This is a genomic window from Klebsiella sp. C283 (genome assembly GCF_048822555.1).
Classification (GTDB): Bacteria; Pseudomonadota; Gammaproteobacteria; order Enterobacterales; family Enterobacteriaceae; genus Klebsiella; species Klebsiella quasipneumoniae.
Window position 1 is genome coordinate 19,656 of record NZ_JBMEZS010000018.1, and the last position, 17,006, is coordinate 36,661.

At 51.9% G+C, this 17,006-nt stretch carries 31 protein-coding genes, 1 tRNA gene and 2 pseudogenes; 9 read left to right on the plus strand and 25 right to left on the minus strand.

The genetic code is table 11. The annotated features are described in order from the left end of the window. Window positions 1-3 precede the first annotated feature (3 nt). Complete coding sequence (locus ACOI7Z_RS24935) at window positions 4-1,476, minus strand: terminase (RefSeq protein ID WP_137916198.1); 1,473 nt, start codon at window positions 1,474-1,476, stop codon at window positions 4-6. Further along, entirely contained in the window at window positions 1,476-2,078 is a 603-nt protein-coding gene (locus ACOI7Z_RS24940) for a hypothetical protein (RefSeq protein WP_135650404.1), read from the minus strand. The genes ACOI7Z_RS24935 and ACOI7Z_RS24940 overlap by 1 nt, the downstream gene beginning before the upstream one ends. Before the next feature lie 48 nt (window positions 2,079-2,126). On the opposite strand from ACOI7Z_RS24940, the gene ACOI7Z_RS24945 reads away from it, so the two are divergent. Then, window positions 2,127-2,747: a hypothetical protein gene (locus ACOI7Z_RS24945; protein ID WP_137916197.1), complete on the plus strand. Its 621-nt coding sequence runs from the start codon at window positions 2,127-2,129 to the stop codon at window positions 2,745-2,747. Window positions 2,748-2,921: 174 nt separating this feature from the next. Here the strand turns inward: ACOI7Z_RS24945 and ACOI7Z_RS24950 are convergent, their stop codons facing one another. The 12 genes from ACOI7Z_RS24950 to ACOI7Z_RS25005 all read right to left on the minus strand — a co-directional run bounded on the left by ACOI7Z_RS24950 (window position 2,922) and on the right by ACOI7Z_RS25005 (window position 7,562). Continuing rightward, the gene (locus ACOI7Z_RS24950) at window positions 2,922-3,272 is read right to left on the minus strand and encodes a hypothetical protein (protein ID WP_064793874.1); all 351 of its coding nucleotides are present in this window, start codon (window positions 3,270-3,272) and stop codon (window positions 2,922-2,924) included. Between the two features lie 101 nt (window positions 3,273-3,373). After that, a complete protein-coding gene (locus ACOI7Z_RS24955; protein WP_050597905.1) occupies window positions 3,374-3,865 on the minus strand; it encodes an HNH endonuclease in 492 nt (163 codons plus the stop codon). Beyond that, a complete protein-coding gene (locus ACOI7Z_RS24960; protein ID WP_137916196.1) occupies window positions 3,862-4,359 on the minus strand; it encodes a lysozyme in 498 nt (165 codons plus the stop codon). The genes ACOI7Z_RS24955 and ACOI7Z_RS24960 overlap by 4 nt, the downstream gene beginning before the upstream one ends. Beyond that, window positions 4,337-4,561 carry a class II holin family protein gene (locus ACOI7Z_RS24965; protein ID WP_019704119.1) on the minus strand — a complete coding sequence of 75 codons (225 nt, stop codon included), beginning with the start codon at window positions 4,559-4,561 and terminating at the stop codon, window positions 4,337-4,339. Before ACOI7Z_RS24965 ends, ACOI7Z_RS24960 begins: the two co-directional genes overlap by 23 nt. Before the next feature lie 270 nt (window positions 4,562-4,831). Further along, window positions 4,832-4,906 (minus strand) — tRNA-Asn (locus tag ACOI7Z_RS24970). A gap of 103 nt (window positions 4,907-5,009) precedes the next feature. Continuing rightward, the gene (locus ACOI7Z_RS24975; protein ID WP_137916219.1) at window positions 5,010-5,699 is read right to left on the minus strand and encodes a bacteriophage antitermination protein Q; all 690 of its coding nucleotides are present in this window, start codon (window positions 5,697-5,699) and stop codon (window positions 5,010-5,012) included. Further along, on the minus strand, window positions 5,699-5,839 hold the full coding sequence (locus ACOI7Z_RS24980; RefSeq protein ID WP_004884232.1) for a YlcG family protein: 141 nt from the start codon (window positions 5,837-5,839) through the stop codon (window positions 5,699-5,701). The genes ACOI7Z_RS24975 and ACOI7Z_RS24980 overlap by 1 nt, the downstream gene beginning before the upstream one ends. Further along, on the minus strand, window positions 5,836-6,198 hold the full coding sequence (gene rusA / locus ACOI7Z_RS24985) for a crossover junction endodeoxyribonuclease RusA (RefSeq protein ID WP_004196945.1): 363 nt from the start codon (window positions 6,196-6,198) through the stop codon (window positions 5,836-5,838). Before rusA ends, ACOI7Z_RS24980 begins: the two co-directional genes overlap by 4 nt. Beyond that, complete coding sequence (locus ACOI7Z_RS24990) at window positions 6,195-6,485, minus strand: DUF1364 domain-containing protein (protein ID WP_137916195.1); 291 nt, start codon at window positions 6,483-6,485, stop codon at window positions 6,195-6,197. The genes rusA and ACOI7Z_RS24990 overlap by 4 nt, the downstream gene beginning before the upstream one ends. Further along, window positions 6,478-6,648: a NinE family protein gene (locus ACOI7Z_RS24995; RefSeq protein ID WP_032442959.1), complete on the minus strand. Its 171-nt coding sequence runs from the start codon at window positions 6,646-6,648 to the stop codon at window positions 6,478-6,480. The genes ACOI7Z_RS24990 and ACOI7Z_RS24995 overlap by 8 nt, the downstream gene beginning before the upstream one ends. Then, window positions 6,648-7,103, minus strand: a complete 456-nt coding sequence (locus ACOI7Z_RS25000; RefSeq protein WP_117042220.1) for a YbcN family protein — start codon at window positions 7,101-7,103, stop codon at window positions 6,648-6,650. Before ACOI7Z_RS25000 ends, ACOI7Z_RS24995 begins: the two co-directional genes overlap by 1 nt. Before the next feature lie 201 nt (window positions 7,104-7,304). After that, window positions 7,305-7,562: a DNA polymerase III subunit theta gene (locus ACOI7Z_RS25005; RefSeq protein ID WP_069602850.1), complete on the minus strand. Its 258-nt coding sequence runs from the start codon at window positions 7,560-7,562 to the stop codon at window positions 7,305-7,307. A 30-nt stretch (window positions 7,563-7,592) separates the two neighbouring features. On the opposite strand from ACOI7Z_RS25005, the gene ACOI7Z_RS25010 reads away from it, so the two are divergent. Then, a complete protein-coding gene (locus ACOI7Z_RS25010; RefSeq protein ID WP_137916194.1) occupies window positions 7,593-7,829 on the plus strand; it encodes a hypothetical protein in 237 nt (78 codons plus the stop codon). A gap of 57 nt (window positions 7,830-7,886) precedes the next feature. Here ACOI7Z_RS25010 and ACOI7Z_RS25015 read toward each other — a convergent pair whose 3' ends face one another. From ACOI7Z_RS25015 to ACOI7Z_RS25060, 10 genes are all read right to left on the minus strand, one after another. Then, window positions 7,887-8,282 carry a hypothetical protein gene (locus tag ACOI7Z_RS25015; protein WP_137916193.1) on the minus strand — a complete coding sequence of 132 codons (396 nt, stop codon included), beginning with the start codon at window positions 8,280-8,282 and terminating at the stop codon, window positions 7,887-7,889. Beyond that, complete coding sequence (locus ACOI7Z_RS25020) at window positions 8,272-9,288, minus strand: DUF551 domain-containing protein (protein WP_137916192.1); 1,017 nt, start codon at window positions 9,286-9,288, stop codon at window positions 8,272-8,274. The genes ACOI7Z_RS25015 and ACOI7Z_RS25020 overlap by 11 nt, the downstream gene beginning before the upstream one ends. Window positions 9,289-9,460: 172 nt before the next feature. Continuing rightward, window positions 9,461-9,952 carry a hypothetical protein gene (locus ACOI7Z_RS25025; RefSeq protein WP_137916191.1) on the minus strand — a complete coding sequence of 164 codons (492 nt, stop codon included), beginning with the start codon at window positions 9,950-9,952 and terminating at the stop codon, window positions 9,461-9,463. Next, window positions 9,949-10,353 (minus strand): hypothetical protein, encoded by a 405-nt coding sequence (locus tag ACOI7Z_RS25030; RefSeq protein WP_137916190.1) that lies wholly within the window; start codon window positions 10,351-10,353, stop codon window positions 9,949-9,951. Before ACOI7Z_RS25030 ends, ACOI7Z_RS25025 begins: the two co-directional genes overlap by 4 nt. Then, window positions 10,350-11,204 (minus strand): hypothetical protein, encoded by an 855-nt coding sequence (locus ACOI7Z_RS25035; protein WP_346654720.1) that lies wholly within the window; start codon window positions 11,202-11,204, stop codon window positions 10,350-10,352. Before ACOI7Z_RS25035 ends, ACOI7Z_RS25030 begins: the two co-directional genes overlap by 4 nt. Next, a complete protein-coding gene (locus ACOI7Z_RS25040) occupies window positions 11,201-11,503 on the minus strand; it encodes a MarR family transcriptional regulator (RefSeq protein ID WP_137916189.1) in 303 nt (100 codons plus the stop codon). The genes ACOI7Z_RS25035 and ACOI7Z_RS25040 overlap by 4 nt, the downstream gene beginning before the upstream one ends. Then, window positions 11,503-12,279 carry a replication protein P gene (locus tag ACOI7Z_RS25045; protein ID WP_137916188.1) on the minus strand — a complete coding sequence of 259 codons (777 nt, stop codon included), beginning with the start codon at window positions 12,277-12,279 and terminating at the stop codon, window positions 11,503-11,505. The genes ACOI7Z_RS25040 and ACOI7Z_RS25045 overlap by 1 nt, the downstream gene beginning before the upstream one ends. Further along, window positions 12,276-13,004, minus strand: coding sequence for a helix-turn-helix domain-containing protein (locus tag ACOI7Z_RS25050; protein ID WP_023304897.1), 729 nt, complete (start codon window positions 13,002-13,004; stop codon window positions 12,276-12,278). The genes ACOI7Z_RS25045 and ACOI7Z_RS25050 overlap by 4 nt, the downstream gene beginning before the upstream one ends. Window positions 13,005-13,137: 133 nt before the next feature. Continuing rightward, window positions 13,138-13,359 carry a CII family transcriptional regulator gene (locus tag ACOI7Z_RS25055; protein ID WP_001548453.1) on the minus strand — a complete coding sequence of 74 codons (222 nt, stop codon included), beginning with the start codon at window positions 13,357-13,359 and terminating at the stop codon, window positions 13,138-13,140. 40 nt (window positions 13,360-13,399) lie between these two features. After that, on the minus strand, window positions 13,400-13,627 hold the full coding sequence (locus ACOI7Z_RS25060; protein WP_004201115.1) for a helix-turn-helix domain-containing protein: 228 nt from the start codon (window positions 13,625-13,627) through the stop codon (window positions 13,400-13,402). Between the two features lie 111 nt (window positions 13,628-13,738). On the opposite strand from ACOI7Z_RS25060, the gene ACOI7Z_RS25065 reads away from it, so the two are divergent. From ACOI7Z_RS25065 to ACOI7Z_RS25075, 3 genes are all read left to right on the plus strand, one after another. Beyond that, complete coding sequence (locus tag ACOI7Z_RS25065; RefSeq protein ID WP_137916187.1) at window positions 13,739-14,437, plus strand: XRE family transcriptional regulator; 699 nt, start codon at window positions 13,739-13,741, stop codon at window positions 14,435-14,437. An 88-nt stretch (window positions 14,438-14,525) separates the two neighbouring features. After that, entirely contained in the window at window positions 14,526-14,960 is a 435-nt protein-coding gene (locus tag ACOI7Z_RS25070; protein WP_137916186.1) for a hypothetical protein, read from the plus strand. Window position 14,961: 1 nt separating this feature from the next. Beyond that, window positions 14,962-15,342 carry a hypothetical protein gene (locus ACOI7Z_RS25075; protein ID WP_249356061.1) on the plus strand — a complete coding sequence of 127 codons (381 nt, stop codon included), beginning with the start codon at window positions 14,962-14,964 and terminating at the stop codon, window positions 15,340-15,342. A gap of 19 nt (window positions 15,343-15,361) precedes the next feature. Here the strand turns inward: ACOI7Z_RS25075 and ACOI7Z_RS25080 are convergent, their stop codons facing one another. After that, window positions 15,362-15,568, minus strand: coding sequence for a hypothetical protein (locus ACOI7Z_RS25080; RefSeq protein ID WP_171003144.1), 207 nt, complete (start codon window positions 15,566-15,568; stop codon window positions 15,362-15,364). A gap of 351 nt (window positions 15,569-15,919) precedes the next feature. Between ACOI7Z_RS25080 and ACOI7Z_RS25085 the strand changes: the two are divergent. The 4 genes and pseudogenes from ACOI7Z_RS25085 to ACOI7Z_RS25100 all read left to right on the plus strand — a co-directional run. Next, a pseudogene (locus ACOI7Z_RS25085) lies at window positions 15,920-16,027 on the plus strand (hypothetical protein); the annotation flags it as partial. Further along, entirely contained in the window at window positions 16,023-16,229 is a 207-nt protein-coding gene (locus ACOI7Z_RS25090) for a cell division inhibitor protein (RefSeq protein WP_137916184.1), read from the plus strand. The pseudogene ACOI7Z_RS25085 and the gene ACOI7Z_RS25090, both read left to right, overlap by 5 nt. Window positions 16,230-16,309: 80 nt before the next feature. Further along, window positions 16,310-16,594: a host nuclease inhibitor GamL gene (gene gamL / locus ACOI7Z_RS25095; protein WP_137916183.1), complete on the plus strand. Its 285-nt coding sequence runs from the start codon at window positions 16,310-16,312 to the stop codon at window positions 16,592-16,594. A 241-nt stretch (window positions 16,595-16,835) separates the two neighbouring features. Then, window positions 16,836-17,006, plus strand: a pseudogene (locus ACOI7Z_RS25100) (hypothetical protein); the annotation flags it as partial.

Here is a 17,006-nt window from a genome sequence, read left to right on the forward strand (position 1 = left end):
TCCTTAGAAGAATACTGTGCCGACCTGCTTGCGGTTGTTCTTCGCTACGGCAAAGTAACGAAAGCTGTCGGCGCCGTGCGATGTGAAGTCGTGAAGGGGTTTGTCTTTCCAGCAGCCGCGCTTGTCGTCCCACTCCTTGCGGTAACCTTCAAGGTGGGAGATGCCAACAGCGCACTTCTCCTCATCGAAAACGCAGGATTTGAGGATTTCACGCACCGACTCGATGCCGGTGTCGATCCCCGCTTTCGGCACAACGCGGAAGTTCATCGAATACATCCGGCCGTCAATCTCGTAGCCCTCGCGCGCCAGCTCTTTGCGAGACTTCGCATCAGCTGCAAACTCGCGGTTCTCGATGTCGTGCGGTCCCCAGTGCTCACCGTACTCATAGCCGCGGTCTTTCAGCACCTTCATGTAGTGCCGAAGCCCTTCGCCAGAGTTTTCGTAGTAGTCGATGACGTGGAACTCTTCGCCGACCTCGCGAACGAACCAGATCGCCGTGGAGTCCCCCACACCAATATCCCAGAACGTGTGAACCGGTAGATGTGAGTTGTCCGGGATTTGGCCGATCCGCTTGTTGGTGTAGAGCCAGCGGAATTGTTTGGCGTAGTACGCGCCCTCGACCGACTGCTGGAACGCCTCGGCCGGAATGGTCGGGTATTCGCGCTTCATGTCGTCGCCGAGCGTCTTTTCTTTGGCGTAATACCACGCCTTTTGACGTTCGTTAACGACTATGCCGTGCTTCGCCTCCATCTCAGCGAAGTACTCAAGCAGGCGCGCCGGCAGCGGTTCTACCGGGGCAATTGCGTACTGCGGATTCTTCCACCAGGAGAAGAAGAAAAACTTCCAGTCCAGCGCAGATAACGCCTTACCCTGCAGCAGCGCTTTCTCTGCCGTCTGGCAGTAATCGAAGAAGTAACCCGCCCGGCCCTCTGCGGTGCTCTCGATAGTTGCGAAACAACCTGTCGATACCGCCTCAAACGCACCAGTGACGATTTCACGGGCTTTATCCGGATACTTGGCGCATATCTTTCCGAACTCAGAAACATGCAGGTAGCGCAGCGTGCCGCCACGAAATGAGGTGCTGACGTAGAGTGATCCGCCCTTCTTAAAGACCAGCTCACCGGCTGAGTCGTTACTCGCCGGGTTGGCTGCCTTTATCTCGGCCGGCAGCTTATCGTAGGCATATTTCACCTTTTCGCGAAACAGGCGCTTTGCGTCGTTCAGCGTGTGGGCGATCAGCGCGCACTTTGCCGACTCGAACAGAGCAGCGTCGAGCTGGATGATGCACACCTCTGTAGTGAAGCCGAGTTGGCGAGCTTTCAGGATGATGTTGCGGGTATGAATCCCCTCGAAGTATTCCCGCTGTTCCGGCGTCATCCTGAAACGGGTTGGCTTACCTTCTTTGTCGGTGATCCAGTATAGATTGTTCAGCCGCCAGTCTTTATCGCCCAGCAGCTTGAGGTGCTCAGGTTTCATTACGCCCCCTGAGACAAGGAGTCCATCAAGTCAGAGAGTTGCTTAACAGAATTGTCGCCTTCCGGCCCGTCAATGTCATAGGCCTGCCGTTCGAGTCCGATCAGGTTCTTCAGCGCGTCGCTCAGCGCTTTTACCGCTTTCACGCGCTCTGGCATACTGATAATCGAATGGTAAATTTCGTTCAGCTTATCCCGGCCATTCTCATCGGGAGATAGCATCAATTCACCAAGCTTTCGCAGAGAGTCAACATCTGCGCACTCGGCACCGAGCTCATCAAAAAGAGCGCTCGTTATCTCCCTGGCGCGCCGGATATCGCCGCGGTGCTCCATGCGTACAGCTGCAACCACCTCTGCCGTAGCCTCTATAAGTACGCGCTCAGACAATGCTGTTTCGGTGCGTACCTGCTTGCGTACCTCTGCCTTGCGTACCAGATCGTCAGCACGTTCCTTCACCTTTGCGGCAAGGTCGCGAGACCAGTCGTCACGCTTGGCTCGTTTACGGATGGCGCCTTCGCTGATGCCGTGCTGTGATGCTATTTCACGGAGAGACATTAAACCAGCTCGGTACGCCGATTCAATGGCCTCCCAATCTGGTGTAGCCATAGTGTTTTATGCCTTAATAAGGTTATTAAAATTCATAAGGTGATCTGTATGGAAAATAAAGCCGAGTTTTACCTTCAAGCCATGAAGGATTTAGAAAGAGCTGATAATGAGATCAAAGAGCTTTTCATCCAAATGCAAGGTAAGGATTTTGGTTATGACTTTCTCTTAGCAATTGGTATTGCCAGGAGAAGCTGCGCTTTAACGTCTGGGTTTAAATCCATGTTGGAAGCCAAAAATACTCTATGTGCGCTTGCTCTCGTAAGGATGCAACTTGATAATTCTCTAAGGCTTTATGCGGGTTTCTTCTCAAAAGACAGAATGAAGTTTTCAAAAGATGTCTTGAACGGAAAAATTATCAGCAAAATGAAAGCTGATGACAATCAACCTATGACTGACAATTATCTGGCTCGCCGGGTAAGCACAAAAAACCCATGGGTCATCAATGTGTACAAAAAGACCAGCGGGTACATCCACTTTTCTGAGGAGCATATCAAAGAGGCCTTGCGTCATAATGGTGGGTCAAATTATGAAATAGTTATTGGCCCTAATGACTTCGATAGGAATGAAGAACACTTCTTAGAGCCTCTTCAGTGTTTTACCCATATCACAATGATGATTAAAGTTCAGTTAGAAGATTGGCTTGGGCTCTTAGATAGAAACAAGTACTAAACCAATTCCACAAAAGGGACTTTTCAATTCAGGCACTGCGTGCGGATGTAATCCTGCTACTGACTCACAGCCCGGTAGTAGGCTTGCCAGCGGTATTTATCCAACCGGAGCTGACGCAGACACTGAGCGGTTTCGACATCCGATTGCAGGTCTTCATCAGTGTCCTTCCCTGCATCACTTGCTTTGCACGGCGGGCTCATCAAATCCGGGGATGGCGTTGGCAGCGTCGATAGCTCGCTGGCGCAGCTGCACAGCATCATCGTCAAACCGGCACACAGTACGATTCGGAGACTGGACATATTTCACCACGTCGCGGGTTATGGTTCGGTAGATGACCTTGCCCTCTTCTGTAGCGGCAGCGGCCTTTTGCTCAACTGGCTGGATAGTCTTTTCGGCTTTCTCTTTTTTCTTCGCCGCAAGGGCGTTGATATGGTCAGCGTGAGAATTCCAGCCAGAACGCCACGAGAAAAAGCAGGAAAGCAGCAGGATGACTACAGCGCTGATGATTGCGGTTAACCGGCTCATGACATGATTACCCCGACAGCCAGAAACCACGGCCACGCGTCATTCCCATTGAAGGCAAGGAGCGCAGAAATAAAGAAACAAATCATGCTCATTTCCGGTCCTCAAGCGAAATTTAATTTCGCAAATTCCCCATGATAGTGAAGCGCATAAAAATCATATGCAAAAGCAGCCTGCCTCTCGGATGAGAAATGGCCTATGTTAATTCTTTTGCCGTCAACTCTTATTCGCGCTCGCCACTTTGAAGCCGCCTTGTGAAAATCAACCCCTTTAAATGAAGAGGCGCCGCCCTTTGACCGCGAATTTCTGTTGTTTTGCAATGTGCTCGCCACCCGAAGATTCGATAGCCGGTTGTCGGACTTTATGCCGTTTATGTGATCGATAGGTCCTGGCGGCCATTCACCGAAACTTAGCAGCCACGCCAGTCTATGTGCCTTGTACTTGACTCCTCCTAATCCAATCAGCACATAGCCTTTTCCATCACCGCAACCAGCCACCATCCCTTCAAAGGTATTATTTGAGTTCAACTTCCAGCGTAGTTGTCCATCCTCTGGCGAGTAACTTAGAAACGATGAAGCGACATGAAAATCAATCACTTTGCCACCTCCATGTAACAAACTTCACGCTCAATCTCGCGCCTGGTGATCAGTCCCTTCCACTGCTTGCCACCGGCATACGTCCAGCGCTGCAGTTCCTTGCACGCGCCCGGCACATCTCCAGCATTCAGTTTCTTCAGCAGCGTGGAACTGGCGAAAGCTCCAGAGCCAACGTTGTAGGTGAATGAGTAAAGCGCGGCGCGGGTAGGATCAGGAATGCGGACTTTGATGAGGGGATCAATGGCGCTTGCCACCTTCCGCAGATCGGCTTTCAGCAGGTTGTCGCATTCCCTGTCGGTGTAGCGGTGGCCGCGGCGAATATCGGTGCCAGTGTGACCATCACAAACAGTCCAGACGCCGACAACATCCTGATAGGCGTAATAACGCCTTCCTTCCAGGCCGTCAGCATTACCAAGCATGACGGAAGCAATGGCTATCGCGCCCGAACCGCCAGCGATCGCACCAATCAACTTATTCCTCAGCGTCGGGTTCATCTCGGCTCCTGCTACGTCGGTTGTCTTCGCGAATCTTGAAATACAAATTCGTCAGATACGTAAGTACGGCGATGACAATGCCCACCAGTACGCCGATGGCATTCCACTGCTCGGGGCTATAGGCATTTAGCATGCCGTTAAGGATGCTCCCGGCTGAAGCGCCATAGGCAGCACCAGTGGTTATCTTTTCCATGCGATACATACTCTCACCTCGCGTTGTTAGCGGGTGCTGTGTGTGTTTGAAAGGGTCAGGCCCGTCGGGCTGGATTTAACAACGAAGCGTATCGATGATGATTCCCGCGGGACCTGATAATAAAAAAGCCCGCAAAAAGGCGGGCAATAAGTATGAGGGTAATAGCAATGTCGGTGATGACCGAAAATACCCTGGCTTGGTCTGGCGGCCTGCGACGCTGTTGCAGCAGCGCCCCTGATGGATTGGATTATGAGCCCGTCATCAGGTCAGGCCATTATCTGGCGGGACAGGAAGGATTCGAACCTTCGACCATTCGGTTAACAGCCGAACGCACAACCGCTGTGCTTCTGACCCTGAAATGAAAAAGCCCAAGGCGTTAACCTCGGGCTTGAATTCTTTGTGTGTCGACAATCGAAGCTATGGCGACGATATCATATTTACATGAAATATATGACTTTCAGTTCGGTTTTGCAAGACTTACATCTAAATTTGTCGCCTTTTGTTGTGAACGTGATCGCGTTACCGATATGAGAGAGTCGCTATCAAGCTTCACAAAACTGCTGCGCAGCGCCAGCCAATGAGGGAGGTAGGTTTCTGTCCATGTGGACTTTGCTACACCAACCAGCTCCGCCAGCGACTGGTATTCATACGTCTCCCGCCCTGCCAGTTCGGCTTTGACGTCCTGCGCCGCCAGCCAGATAAGTTGACGGAGGCGATCGACTGTTTTCTTTGCAATGCGCACGCCGGCCAGCTTGTCGCTGAATTGCTCCCATGCCCACCGGGTGATCGTCTCCTGGTGCTCCCAGCGGATATTGTCGCTGTAGTTCCACAGCAACCAGGATTTCTGGTGGTCTTCCAGCGACAGGAGAGCGCGGCGCCAGCTGGCTGTCGAGTATTCAACGGGCAGAACGAGAGCGATTGAGGAACCCTTAGCGCGGGACTGGCTGCCACTCATTGGCGGCCCGTCCGGGTTAACCATGCGTTGTTTGACCTCGCTATAAACTTTCTTCCTACCCCGGCTGCGCGCCGTAGCGGTGAATTGCGCGTTTTCTGCAAAGGCTACCAGTTGCCCTTTCGTCGCGCCGCTCAGATCGGCGGTGGCCACTATCAGCTGCTGACGTACATACTGGAGGTATTGGGTATTAATCATGCTGTCTCTCCCAGGGTCTGATAGATGCGAACGAAATTTCTCAGTATGCGGTAGTCAACCAGTACGGTGCCGCGGTGACGGCAGAGGCGGAGCTTTTGCCAGCGGTCGCGGATGCGTTCGATAACGTCCCGGCTCATGCGGCCTCCATTTCGGTAATGGTCAGCTCAAGCCGCCCACCTTTGACGACAGGCATTCTCTTCACGCTGTAGTAGTCAACCTGCTGGTCATCGAGCCAGAAACCCGATTTCGTCAGGGCGTCGAATGCTGCCTTTTGCAGATTGTCCAGGTCACGGCGCCGGCGATCCGGCATGTGGCACTCAATACGGATTTTCAGTGGCGTGGCCAGGCCGATATCAAGCATCGAGTCTTTGATGATTCTGGCGACGCTGTCTCGGTATGCCTGCCCTTCCGCGCTAATGTGAGTGCGCCCCCGGTTGTGCCGGTAGTAGCGGTTGTTGCTGGGTGGCCAGGGTAAAGAAATGCGATATTGGTTCATGCTTTTATCAGCCCCTCTTTCATCCAGATAACCTGCGTTCGGGCCATTCCCTCCAGTGCGCACTCTTTCGCATACTCCGCATCTACCAGGCGCGTGCGGCGGTCTATTTCATCGTGACAGGATGAACAGGCGATAGCGGCGATCAGATCAGGCGGCTTGATTCCGGTCCCGGACAATCCAGCAATGCGGATATGGGCCAATACCGTGGTTTCAGAGTTGCCGTTGCAGACGCCCGGGATACGAACCTGACATTCGCGACCGCGAGCAGCTTTGCGTAAATCAGCCATGGATTTTCCTCCGGGCAGCGCGGCGCAGCCAGCGGACATCTGCCAGGTGAGCCGTATAGTGAAAGGTAGGGATATCGGAAGGCTTAACTTCGACCTTGCGCTTGCGGCGCGCTGGCACGCGGAAGATGCCGCGCTCCATTACTTTGGCGAGAAGGCTGCTCATCAGGCCTCCTGCTTTTGCTGCAGTTGCTGATATTCGCAACCGTGTGGAATGGTGAGAGACAGACCAAACTGAGCGCACCAGGCCTCTACTTTGGTCAGGAAGATGTGCATTTCACCGGTATCAAGGTCGGCGGTATGGCGAGGCTCCCACGTTGTGGTTTTCTCACCGGTGATGAAGTCGGTGTATGTCACCTCTTCGCAGCCGAGATAGGTCTTTTTGAGGTTGCGCTTAACCCACTCAGGAGTTGCGTCGGTACGCCCGGAGTTAATCAGGTATTCACTGATTTCCGCGTACCACATGTGACTGAGTGCGTTCTGGCTCAGGCTGCGTTTTTCACGCCACTCTTTGACCTGCAGGCGAAGACATTTCCCGTCAGAGATCTGCTCCTGAAGAATCTTGCCTATAGCGCTGAAGTTGCCGCTGTGCAGTTTGATGCCGCATTGAGGGATGTTCACGCTTCACCTCCGCAGAGGCCAAACGCTGAATGCAGAAAATCGCCGGTGGATTTCGCCATCGGTGACAGGGATTGCTGTAAGGTTTTGTGCGCCATGTGTCCCCACTTGGCGCCGGAAGTAAGTCGTCAGTTGCTCAGGCTGACGAGGTAATTATCGCCCGTTACGGGGATAAAAGCAAAATGAGCATATACGAGAAAATCGCTATTTCTTGGCGTTCTGCTCAGCCATTTCCAGATAGCGCGGATCGGATGCGCGTGGTAACTGGATGCTCTGCTCTCGGTAGTAGCGGACGCGCTCCATGAAATACTCGCGTAGGTGTTCAGGCTGCTCTCTGGCTACCACCTCGGCGACAACCGGCATGTTCAGGCGCTCTTTGTAGGCGACGCCGGAGGCTGCGAGGTCAACGTTGACCTTGTCCTGCTCGTCTTTTGACTTTGATGCTATATTCCAGCTAGACATATCCAAACCCTTCCTTTTGTGAGTTGCCCCATGAACAAGAAGACAATAAGAATTATTGCCTGCTGTGTTATTGCATGCATGTTTGTAGTGGTGCCAACATCCTTAGTTCATGGTGATTCTAAGTTCGGTTTTGCCTATCATTTTATCTGGAATGTTGGCTTTGATGAAGCCAGTGTTTTTCCTTCGGCTGTTGAGCCATTGTACTTGGTGGCACAAATAATCGGCGTCCTTGCCATTACTTGGCTCCTTACAAAAGACAGTAAGTGATGTAATTTGCTCCCACTTACCAGAGGTTCGCGGCTTTGCGTTCTGCGGGGGATTTACTCATTGCTTTGTCCCCTGTTCTGTATTTTTCAGGTCGTTTTCCGCGTAGAGGATCGACGTCCTGAGAGAGCGCAACCGGGCCTTTGCGTTTTTCTCTTCGCGTTCGAGGTTGGCGACGGCTTCGCGCAGCTCATCACGACGGTTATGAAGCTGCTGAATCTCTCTCACCACAGCCTCGCCATCAGTCGCGCACTGAAGAACGTACTGGAATGGGTCAACAGCGCAGCCGCATTGAAGGCACAGAATGATCCGCGCCTTCTCATCGACTTCAACGGCTTTATGCTTGCAGTGTTGCTGCCTGTAGTCCTTTCTGTCGGTTACGGTGATGTTCAGTAGCTTCTCTTCGTCTCGCTTGGGCTGCACCAGAGTGATGACGTTATCGCTATCATTTTCCATCTGGCACCTCCTGCGGGGCGGCCGGCAGCGGCATCCAGTGAGTTGGTGTCCATGATGCGCCGGGGATCAACCAGCCGCTACTCTGCGCATCAGGGTGGCCAGGGATATACGTTGCCCATTTGCAACACCACCGCGGCTTCTCACCCCACCAACACCCGACCAAAACCTCATGACGACTTGGCGGCATCCGCTCGCTTACCGGAATCCATCCATCTGAGACATGAACTACGCTCTGCACCGAGTTGAGAGCGGGGGTATCATGCGGAGCGGCTGCGATCATGGCGTCGTAGATATCAAGCGCTATGCCACCACAGCAGTTCGCCTGCATGGCTATGGCCTCGCCAATTTCATCAGTCATCTCCTTCGGCACCATCACGTAACCATCCGGAATTACCGGAGAGTTGCCAGCAAGTCGGCGCAAAACGGTCTTAACAGCCTCAATACGGTCATCATCGCAACTATCCAGTGTATCGATGCGGTCGAGCATGTTGATGGCGTTATCGATATCAGGGATGCCAGTCCATGCTTGTTTGGTACCCTCATTGGTGAGGGTACCAGCCTGTAACATGGCGGCGCGGCGATAGAGCGGCTCAACCTTGACGCCATCCCACGCCAAATCCCTTGCGCGTTCCTCGTCATTAGTGACGTGCCATTGCTTGAGATGTTGCCAAGTCCACGCCACCGGCTCGCTGTCCGCTGCCGGCTGCGCTGGCGGCATATCTGGACCTTTGCGAATAGCCTTTGCCAGCTCGATAGGGTCATCGTACAGCCAGTCTCCTGTTTCAGGGTGATTGGCTTCTGCCAGTTGGGCGGCCCACTCCAGACCGTCTTTGTGCCCCTGTAGGTAATCAAGCGGCAGTTCAATCGACTCGCTGCTGTCCATTGCGGCCAGCGCCATGCTGGCAAGTTGCTGAGACTCTTCAAGCGTGGCAATTCGAAGGTTAAACCCGCTTTGTCCTGATGCTAATTCTTCCAGGCGCTCTCTGGTTATGGTTGATTTGGTCATTTCTTTGCTCTCCTGCGGCGTTTGGCGTTTCGGCGTTCTGCAGCCTTCCCTGTATGGCGATTTGAAACTGGATATGATTGCGGACGAAGCTCGCAAATGGTTCTTTCCCATGCCACAGAAGCTGTACCTATCGAGGCAAGTGCCATCGCTATTGCTATTGATGACTTACGCATCACTTAGCCTCCACCTTGATGCCAGCGGCATGAGCAGCCAGGCATTTATTGAACCCTTCGTTGTTATTAGCCAGCCCAAGATTCCAGCCAGCAGTTAAGCCAGCTCTGTAGGCGCTCTCCTGCAGGTTTTCTACAGTGACGGTGCGGGACTCGGCCTGCTGCTTCAGATCCTCAATAGCCTGCAAAATCGACTCGTTGTCGCCGGCGCAACCCAGTTCGTTGGCAAACTCGCGTTGCACTTTGTCAGCACTGGTGCGGATGAACTCCAGCTCGTCAATCCGCTGCTGCGCCTTCTCCAGCGCCTCTACCAGCTCAGCGCCAGCCGCTTTCCATAAATTCCACATGAGGTTGTAATCACTGCCAGATAACGTGCTGTTACGGTATCCATCAGAAGTGCGCAGACCTTCCAGCGTTGACTTGGAAATGCAGATTTGAGTCATAACCCATGCTTCGAATTTTTCTCTCTGCACCAGTTCGGTGATATCAGTCATGCTGAGACTCCTTGAGCAAGAGAATCGCGGATTTTCACGGTCTCCGCGTTGTATGCGTTGGCATAAGCCATACGGCGCTTATCCATCAGGACGACAAGCCGATATGCGCGAAATGCGTATTTGCGGTCGCCTTCCCGGCCTTGCTCACGGAGGTGGTCACGCAGCATCGTGAAGAAATACGAATGCCCTTCGCCGTCGATATCGTCAGGCCAATCAGTTTCGTTAAGCAGCCAGTCACGCGCTTCTGCGCATTTCTGGCACGTCTTGAAGTTGCTGGCATCGCCATCCTGGACGACAAAAACTTTCTCGTAGGTATCGCCTGGATTGATAGCGCCGTAACATTCACAGCAACGATGTAACTTGCGAGCCTTAACTTTTGATGAAGTATCGAAGTCGCTCATTTGTCGGCCCCCTCGCGCAGCGCGGCTTCCCATTCAGCCAGTGATTTTTCTGCGTACTCTCCTGACAGGCCATCGGCGGCTAAGACCGGGTCGTTCGCCAAATCCTCTTTTGCGGTGAGTATCATGCGTACCACGTCGCCAACCTCAGCCATTGGTTTATCAACGAATCCGTGATTGAAAGCGGCTGCAAGGCGGCTTGCTGCAAAGTTGATACCCTCTGCGCGACCATCAGCCTTAATCCCGGATACGATGAGATCGGTGGCGGGGGTTTCAGGCTTAAGTGCGTCCAGAACGGCGTGGATAACCGATGTTTCGTTTTCAACCCATGACCACTCGGAGGTTTCATTCCAGTCATGATCCATTACTGCGGTTTCCATGAATGCATCGACTGCTTCGGATGGGATTTCCTCCTGGCTAAAAACAGCCTTCAGCGCCACATTCTCCGCAGCCAGCTGCTTAAACGCTTTCGCCAGCTTCAGGAACTTCTGCTCTCTTATCGACAGCTCGCCTGCGCTCTCCAGGGAAGCGATGAGCTCGTTTACTGCCTGTAGTGTGATAGTCGAACCTCTCTTTTCATCAGCCACCAAAGAGACAGGAGAATGGCGCCGCATATCCTTGACGCGATAACGGCGAACTTCGGTCTCGTCAATTCCGCAGCAGATGCAAAGACAAATGTCCTCCATCTCACCATGCAGCGTCTCAGTCGCCGGAACCCTCACCGGAACATCAACCCAGGTGTTAGAACGAAGCTGACCAACCACCTTGTGAACAAACATCTCGTTAGGTACACCGTGGCGTTTCTGCTCGATGATTGCGTAATCACCAAATTTGAATTCGATTTCGTTTTTCATTTTCTTACTCCCGCCAGGCACTGGTTAAACAGGTTAGTCATTGGGTTCACGCCGCCAGGACGCTGGCGATACTGAATTGATGGATCGCTGTCGGTTACGGCTGTTGTGTCAATCAGGGTGTAGCGATAGCTCCTGCACTCACCTTCACGCTTAACCTGGCCGTCTTTGTTCATCTGCCACAGGGAGGAATTGACTACTGAAGAGTCAAGCCCGGTACCGCGGCGGATATCCTGAAAGCTGCAGCCAGGATGCTGGCCGATGAAGTTAATAACGGCTTGTTTGCCCGAGTTCTTTTTCATCAGATAAGCCCTCTCTCTTTCCCGCGCAGGTATTCATCCCGCAGCCATTGAGCCGGAGTTAACGCGCCGAGTGATGCTGCGTTTGGCATGCATCCGAAGCTTTTGCCTTCAGGGTGAAACCCCTGCTGACGGCTGACATGGTTTGTCGGAATGGCTTCCTGGTTGTTCTCCAGAGCCAGTATCGGCGACGGTATTTGTTCTCCGGCGGCGACTTTAAGCGCCCAGTCTTCCAGCTTTTTAGCAGCGTATTTCTCGGTTTCTGCCTCGCTGAGCTGGCGCTGATACATTGCTCGCCGAGTATCGGTAACAACCCAGTACATGACAGGATGAGACCACGGGAAGCGCTCAGCACCGCCGGTATGCAGCCCCTTCTCACGGCTGTAGCGGTGGAACTCATTCAGCACGTCGACAAGAGTCACGCCGAGCACGGTGCCGCTGTCCTTGCACCACTTGATGAACTGGCCCGGCGATGGCCAGAACGGCGATTCACTGGCTCTCGCGTGTCGTACACCGGCGGATAACTGTTCGCGGGTGCGGATGCCGTTTTCGGCAAAAGCGGCAATCCACTGGCGCTTCGCTGTCTTCTCTTCGGCGTCGGTCCGCAGGTTAGTCTGGGTAGACGCCGGGAAGATCTGCTTCAGCTGTCGGAACAGAGAATCAACCAGCCTTTCAGCTTCGAAATCGAGAAGCCTCTGCGGCTCCGTACTCCCTGCAGCCATTCTGGCCAGCGCATCACCATCGCGATTGCTGATCGCGGTCATAAGCTGAGCGGTCATATGAAGTCCTTCCAGCCTTCAGGGCTGTTCCAGTGTGGGGAATCAGGTTCGCTTCTCTGGCGCCCGGAAAGCGGATTAACTCTCGCGTTCCTGAGCCACACCCGGAATGCTGAGTTCCAGTCGATCAGCTTTGTGCCGCGGGCCTGGTGATAATCACGAAAGTTCAGCAACTCGGTTTCAATGTTGATCCCTTTCTCCGAGGCAATCGCAATGTGATCTGCCGATGGCTTGAAGGCAGGAGGGAAAGGTATCTCCCCGTTGGGTGAAATCCCGATCCGTCGCTTTGCAGCCTCGCTGATAAACTGCCCTCGCGCAGAGAGAGAGTCTGGTTCAGTGACTGGTTCAAAAGAGTGACTGGTTCTGGTGCCATCTGGTGGCATAGGGGGTGTGCCATCAGATGGCATAGGGGGTGCTATTTCATGGCATACCCCTGTGCTTTTTGATGGCATAGGGGTGGCATCCAGGTTCAGATAATACACGTTGGATGTATTACCCTTCCCGTTGTTGACCCCAACGCGATTTTCACGCTTGAGAAGCCCCATATCCTCAAGCGCATCAATATGGTTGCGTACAGCAGATTTGCTACATTCGCACTGGTCGGCAATATGTTGATACGAAGGCCAGCATTCGCCCTTGTCGTTGGCGTTGTCGGCCAGTTTGATAAGAACGAGCTTACGCAGTGAGTTTCCCACTTTGACCCCCATTGCTTTCGCCATAAGTGACATGCTCACGTGCTACCTCCGGATTGTTTACTCTTACAGATTTACCAGGCATAATTACCTCGCAATTACCTCTTCGTTTTTGCACCTGAAAGCCGTTAGTGTTCGCGCACTGCGGCTTTCTCCTTTCTGTTCCCACTCATGCTTCAAAGTCACCTTTCTCTCCCGGCCTGTTAGAAATCAGGATGGCCAGCAGTAGCGACATGTTCGGCAGCAGACTTTCCCGCCAGCGACTCACCGTCGACTTATTCACTCCGGCCACTTTGGCGATATTCGTGGTTCCCAGTTCAGCTATCTGGCTGTGTAACCAGCTTTCTATCCTGCGAGCCTCCACTTTGTTGCGTGTCGTTGAACTCTCCATCTGTAATACTTCCTCTGGTGTTGTTTGGAATGGCCGCTGTTTAGGCGGCCGGTGAATGCGCGCTCAGCAACTGAGCAAGGTCAGGCCTGATCTCTGCCGCCTTAATCTTGCCGTTGGTCGCAGACACGATTTTCATTACATAGCGAGCGTCAATTCCGCCGCCATGCAGCCAGCGCCAAACTGTCGGCTGCGCTACGCCACACAGATCGGCCAATTTTTTCTGACTGCCAGCGATATCAATTGCCTTCTGGATGGTTTTGTTCGTCATGTTCCAATTCCTATAAGTATTGGTGCAAAATGATAATAGCAATGCGTATTGGTTTTAGCAATAGCAAAACGTGTTTTGACCAGCAATACGCAAGCGTATAAATTTGAGACTATGAAAAAAGAAACTCTTGCAGATCGTTTAAACGAGGCCATGGCTTCGGCCGGAATGTCCCAAGGGGCCCTTGCGAAGGCTTCAGGTATTGCTCAGCCGACCATTTGGCGCCTGGTGAGTGGAAACGCCAGGGGTTCAACAAAAATTGTCGAGATAGCTAACGCCTTGGGCGTCAGGTCTGAATGGTTATCAACCGGAAATGGACCGATGCGCGATGACGGCCAGTTACCTCGCGCTGCCCAGGTTAAAAGTCAGGATATTGATGCATTCAGGATTGATGTGCTGGACCTTATGGTCAGTGCGGGACCGGGCATCGTGAACCAGGAGTTCGTCGAGATTCTCCGTTCTGTTGAGTATGAGCCAGCTGAAGCCCGCCACATGTTCGATGGGCGCAAGGCAGAGAGCATCCGGATAATTAACGTCCGTGGCGATAGCATGTCTGGCACGATTGAGCCTGGTGATCTGCTGTTCGTGGATATCAGCGTTAAGAGCTTTGACGGTGACGGGATTTACGCGTTCCTGTACGACGAAACTGCGCACGTCAAACGCCTGCAGAAGATGAAGGACAAGCTGCTGGTTATCTCAGATAACAAAAGCTATGCAGCGTGGGACCCTATCGAGAAAGACGAGATGAACAGGGTTTTCGTGTTCGGAAAGGTGATCGGCAGCATGCCACAGACTTACAGGAAGCATGGGTAGGCCTTTCTCCGTAGTTTTCAAAAAAATAACAAAAACATAGCCAGGCTAACTCTTTCTTAAATAAATTGCAGCAGCCCCGGGGATTGAGATGAGAAAAGAGAAAATAATTACAATCTATCCAACGGTGATCAAGGAAGGAATGGCAGCGTCTCATTACATGCCTCCTGATCCGGTTATGTTTAAAAAACAATTCCCTTCAAAGGGTTCTTTTTATCTTACCGCCTTAATGTACTTTGATTCAGGTAAAAGATATATGACTGAATTAAATGTTCTTTTTGATGGCAAGTCCGTACTTCCAGATGAAAAGCAGGAAGGGGATGCAATGGAAACATTTATGTTTGTTCACATTGATTCATCCTCAGTATTGGCCGGGGCATCTCTTGAAGTTATTGATATTAATCTCGATAAACCAGGTACCTACGACATAATATTAAGAATATTTGAAGATATCGACGGTAAAACAGGAGATTTGCTTGACGAAAAAACTAGCTCACTAATCGCTACAACACCGATGAGGGTTTAGAATGTCTCGTCGCCTTTACTCTGTGAATCTCGATGGGGAAAATATTGAACAAAACCCACAACCAAACCATAATTCTTTCAGTGAAGGTAGTGGTGGAGGTGGTGGTAACATGCTTGAGGCTAGAGTCGCAAAACTTGAGGCTGATGTTAGTTATATCAGACGTGATGTTGATGAGCTGAGGGCTGATGTAAAAACAATCAGCCAGAACATGACTATAGCCATTGAGCGCCTTGATAACATCAGAACCTCTCTTGATAAAAAGCCATCAACCGATACGGTAGATAAAAAGATAACAGACGCCAAGCTGGCCATATTGCTAGGAGTGCCTACAATAATCGCCATCGGAACAGGTATCTATAAAATAGTCCTGCACTACCTGTAAACCGGCGTCTCGCCGGTTTTTAATACCCTTTCCTCGCAAACTCAGCAGCATCACGAAGCAGCCCTTTATGAATGACGTTGCCTACGCTGCGTCGCTTAGCCTCCAGCCTGTCTACTATGGCATCCCGGCCAATCACCACTCCCTCAATAATTAGCTCCACAACTGCCCCGCCAATTTCGCCAGCGATGAACGCTGCGCGATCTTCAAGTAGTTCGTCTCGCTCCATATCCATTCCCAGCCCCATGACGCCGCCCTCTTTGATGTTTTTTTGAGCATAGCAGCACAATAGGAAAAAATAAATTCATTTAGCTATCAATGATTTAATAGCTATAGCTATTAAATAATATCAATACGTATTGCTATGGTTAATACTCATTGCTATTATCAACTCATCCAAACAACAACGTTGGCGCCGGTAATAGGTAACAACGCTCCGTTAGCCGCGATAAGGCAAAGGTGAAGAGATGATCCGCGAAGAAGATAAAACCGAGTGGTTTAAGTTTCTGGCACACGCATTCGCCATCGTCGTATGCGTACTGGTAGCAAGCGCGTTCTGCCTGATGCCTGGTGGTTCAGCATGAGCAGAAACGGCATTCGTTCACTGATTTACTGCCTGCTGATCTGCGGCGTTATCTGGACAGCGTTGATTATCAAAATTCTGCACGCTACGGGGGTGTTCAATGGTTATTCATCATTACGGGACACAGACCGTTAACCGCGGCGCCGTTCTCCCAGGGATGCTCGTTAAGCATCGGGAAAGCACCTGGACAGCATCAGCAAATAAACGCGGCCGCCTCTACCTGCATCGCGGGATTGAGCGGACTTACACAACCGACTTGCTGGTTGAAGTTTATCTGAACGGGTTGGGACAAGGTCTCAGCCGGTAATCGAAACGAAGAATTTAACTGAGCTATCAGGCAGCCAATACGGTGCCGGGCGTTTCACAACCAAATTTCAGGAGCGAGTTATGAACGCATACCGCGCATATGACGTGATCGAAGAGCGTAAGTGGGCTGAACAAACGCTGTCCGAAGAGAAGGAAAAGTGGATTGAAGATCGGGCAAAAGAGGTCTTTGACAGCCTTCCAGAGGACCCTTACGCGGCGCTACGCCAGTCTGTATCGTCCAAAGCGTTTCCATATGAAGGCCTCCGTAGCGATAAGGCTGGCGAGGTATACAACGACTTGCGCACAGCAATAGCTTACTCCCAGGCGGAATACGACTGGGATCACCGCACCGGCTGCCCGTTTTAAGGAGAGAGTTAATGGCCCGAAGAAATTTACTCCACAAATCGAAATTAGCCGACTTCAAGGAGTGGCTCTCGATGAACGGAATTCAGTGGAGAGATGGGAAAGGTAGTTACCAGGTAATCCAGGTGAATACGGGATGCGGCTGGACACCGATTTATGACAGCAGCAAAGAGCGACGCGAGCATTTCACTATTCAGGATGCTCTCAGGCCTTTGGTAAACAGATTCATCAGAGAGGCTGCAAAATGACAGATTCAAAAACACATTACCGCAAGGCTTTCGATTCTCCATACCTGAGCAGTGCCGATATCGTTGAACCCACGGTGCTGACGATCGCCCGGGCAACATTAGAAAGCGACAAAACCAAAAAAACTAAAGACGTTTTTAACACCGCTTATTTTGAGGAGCGCGAGTTG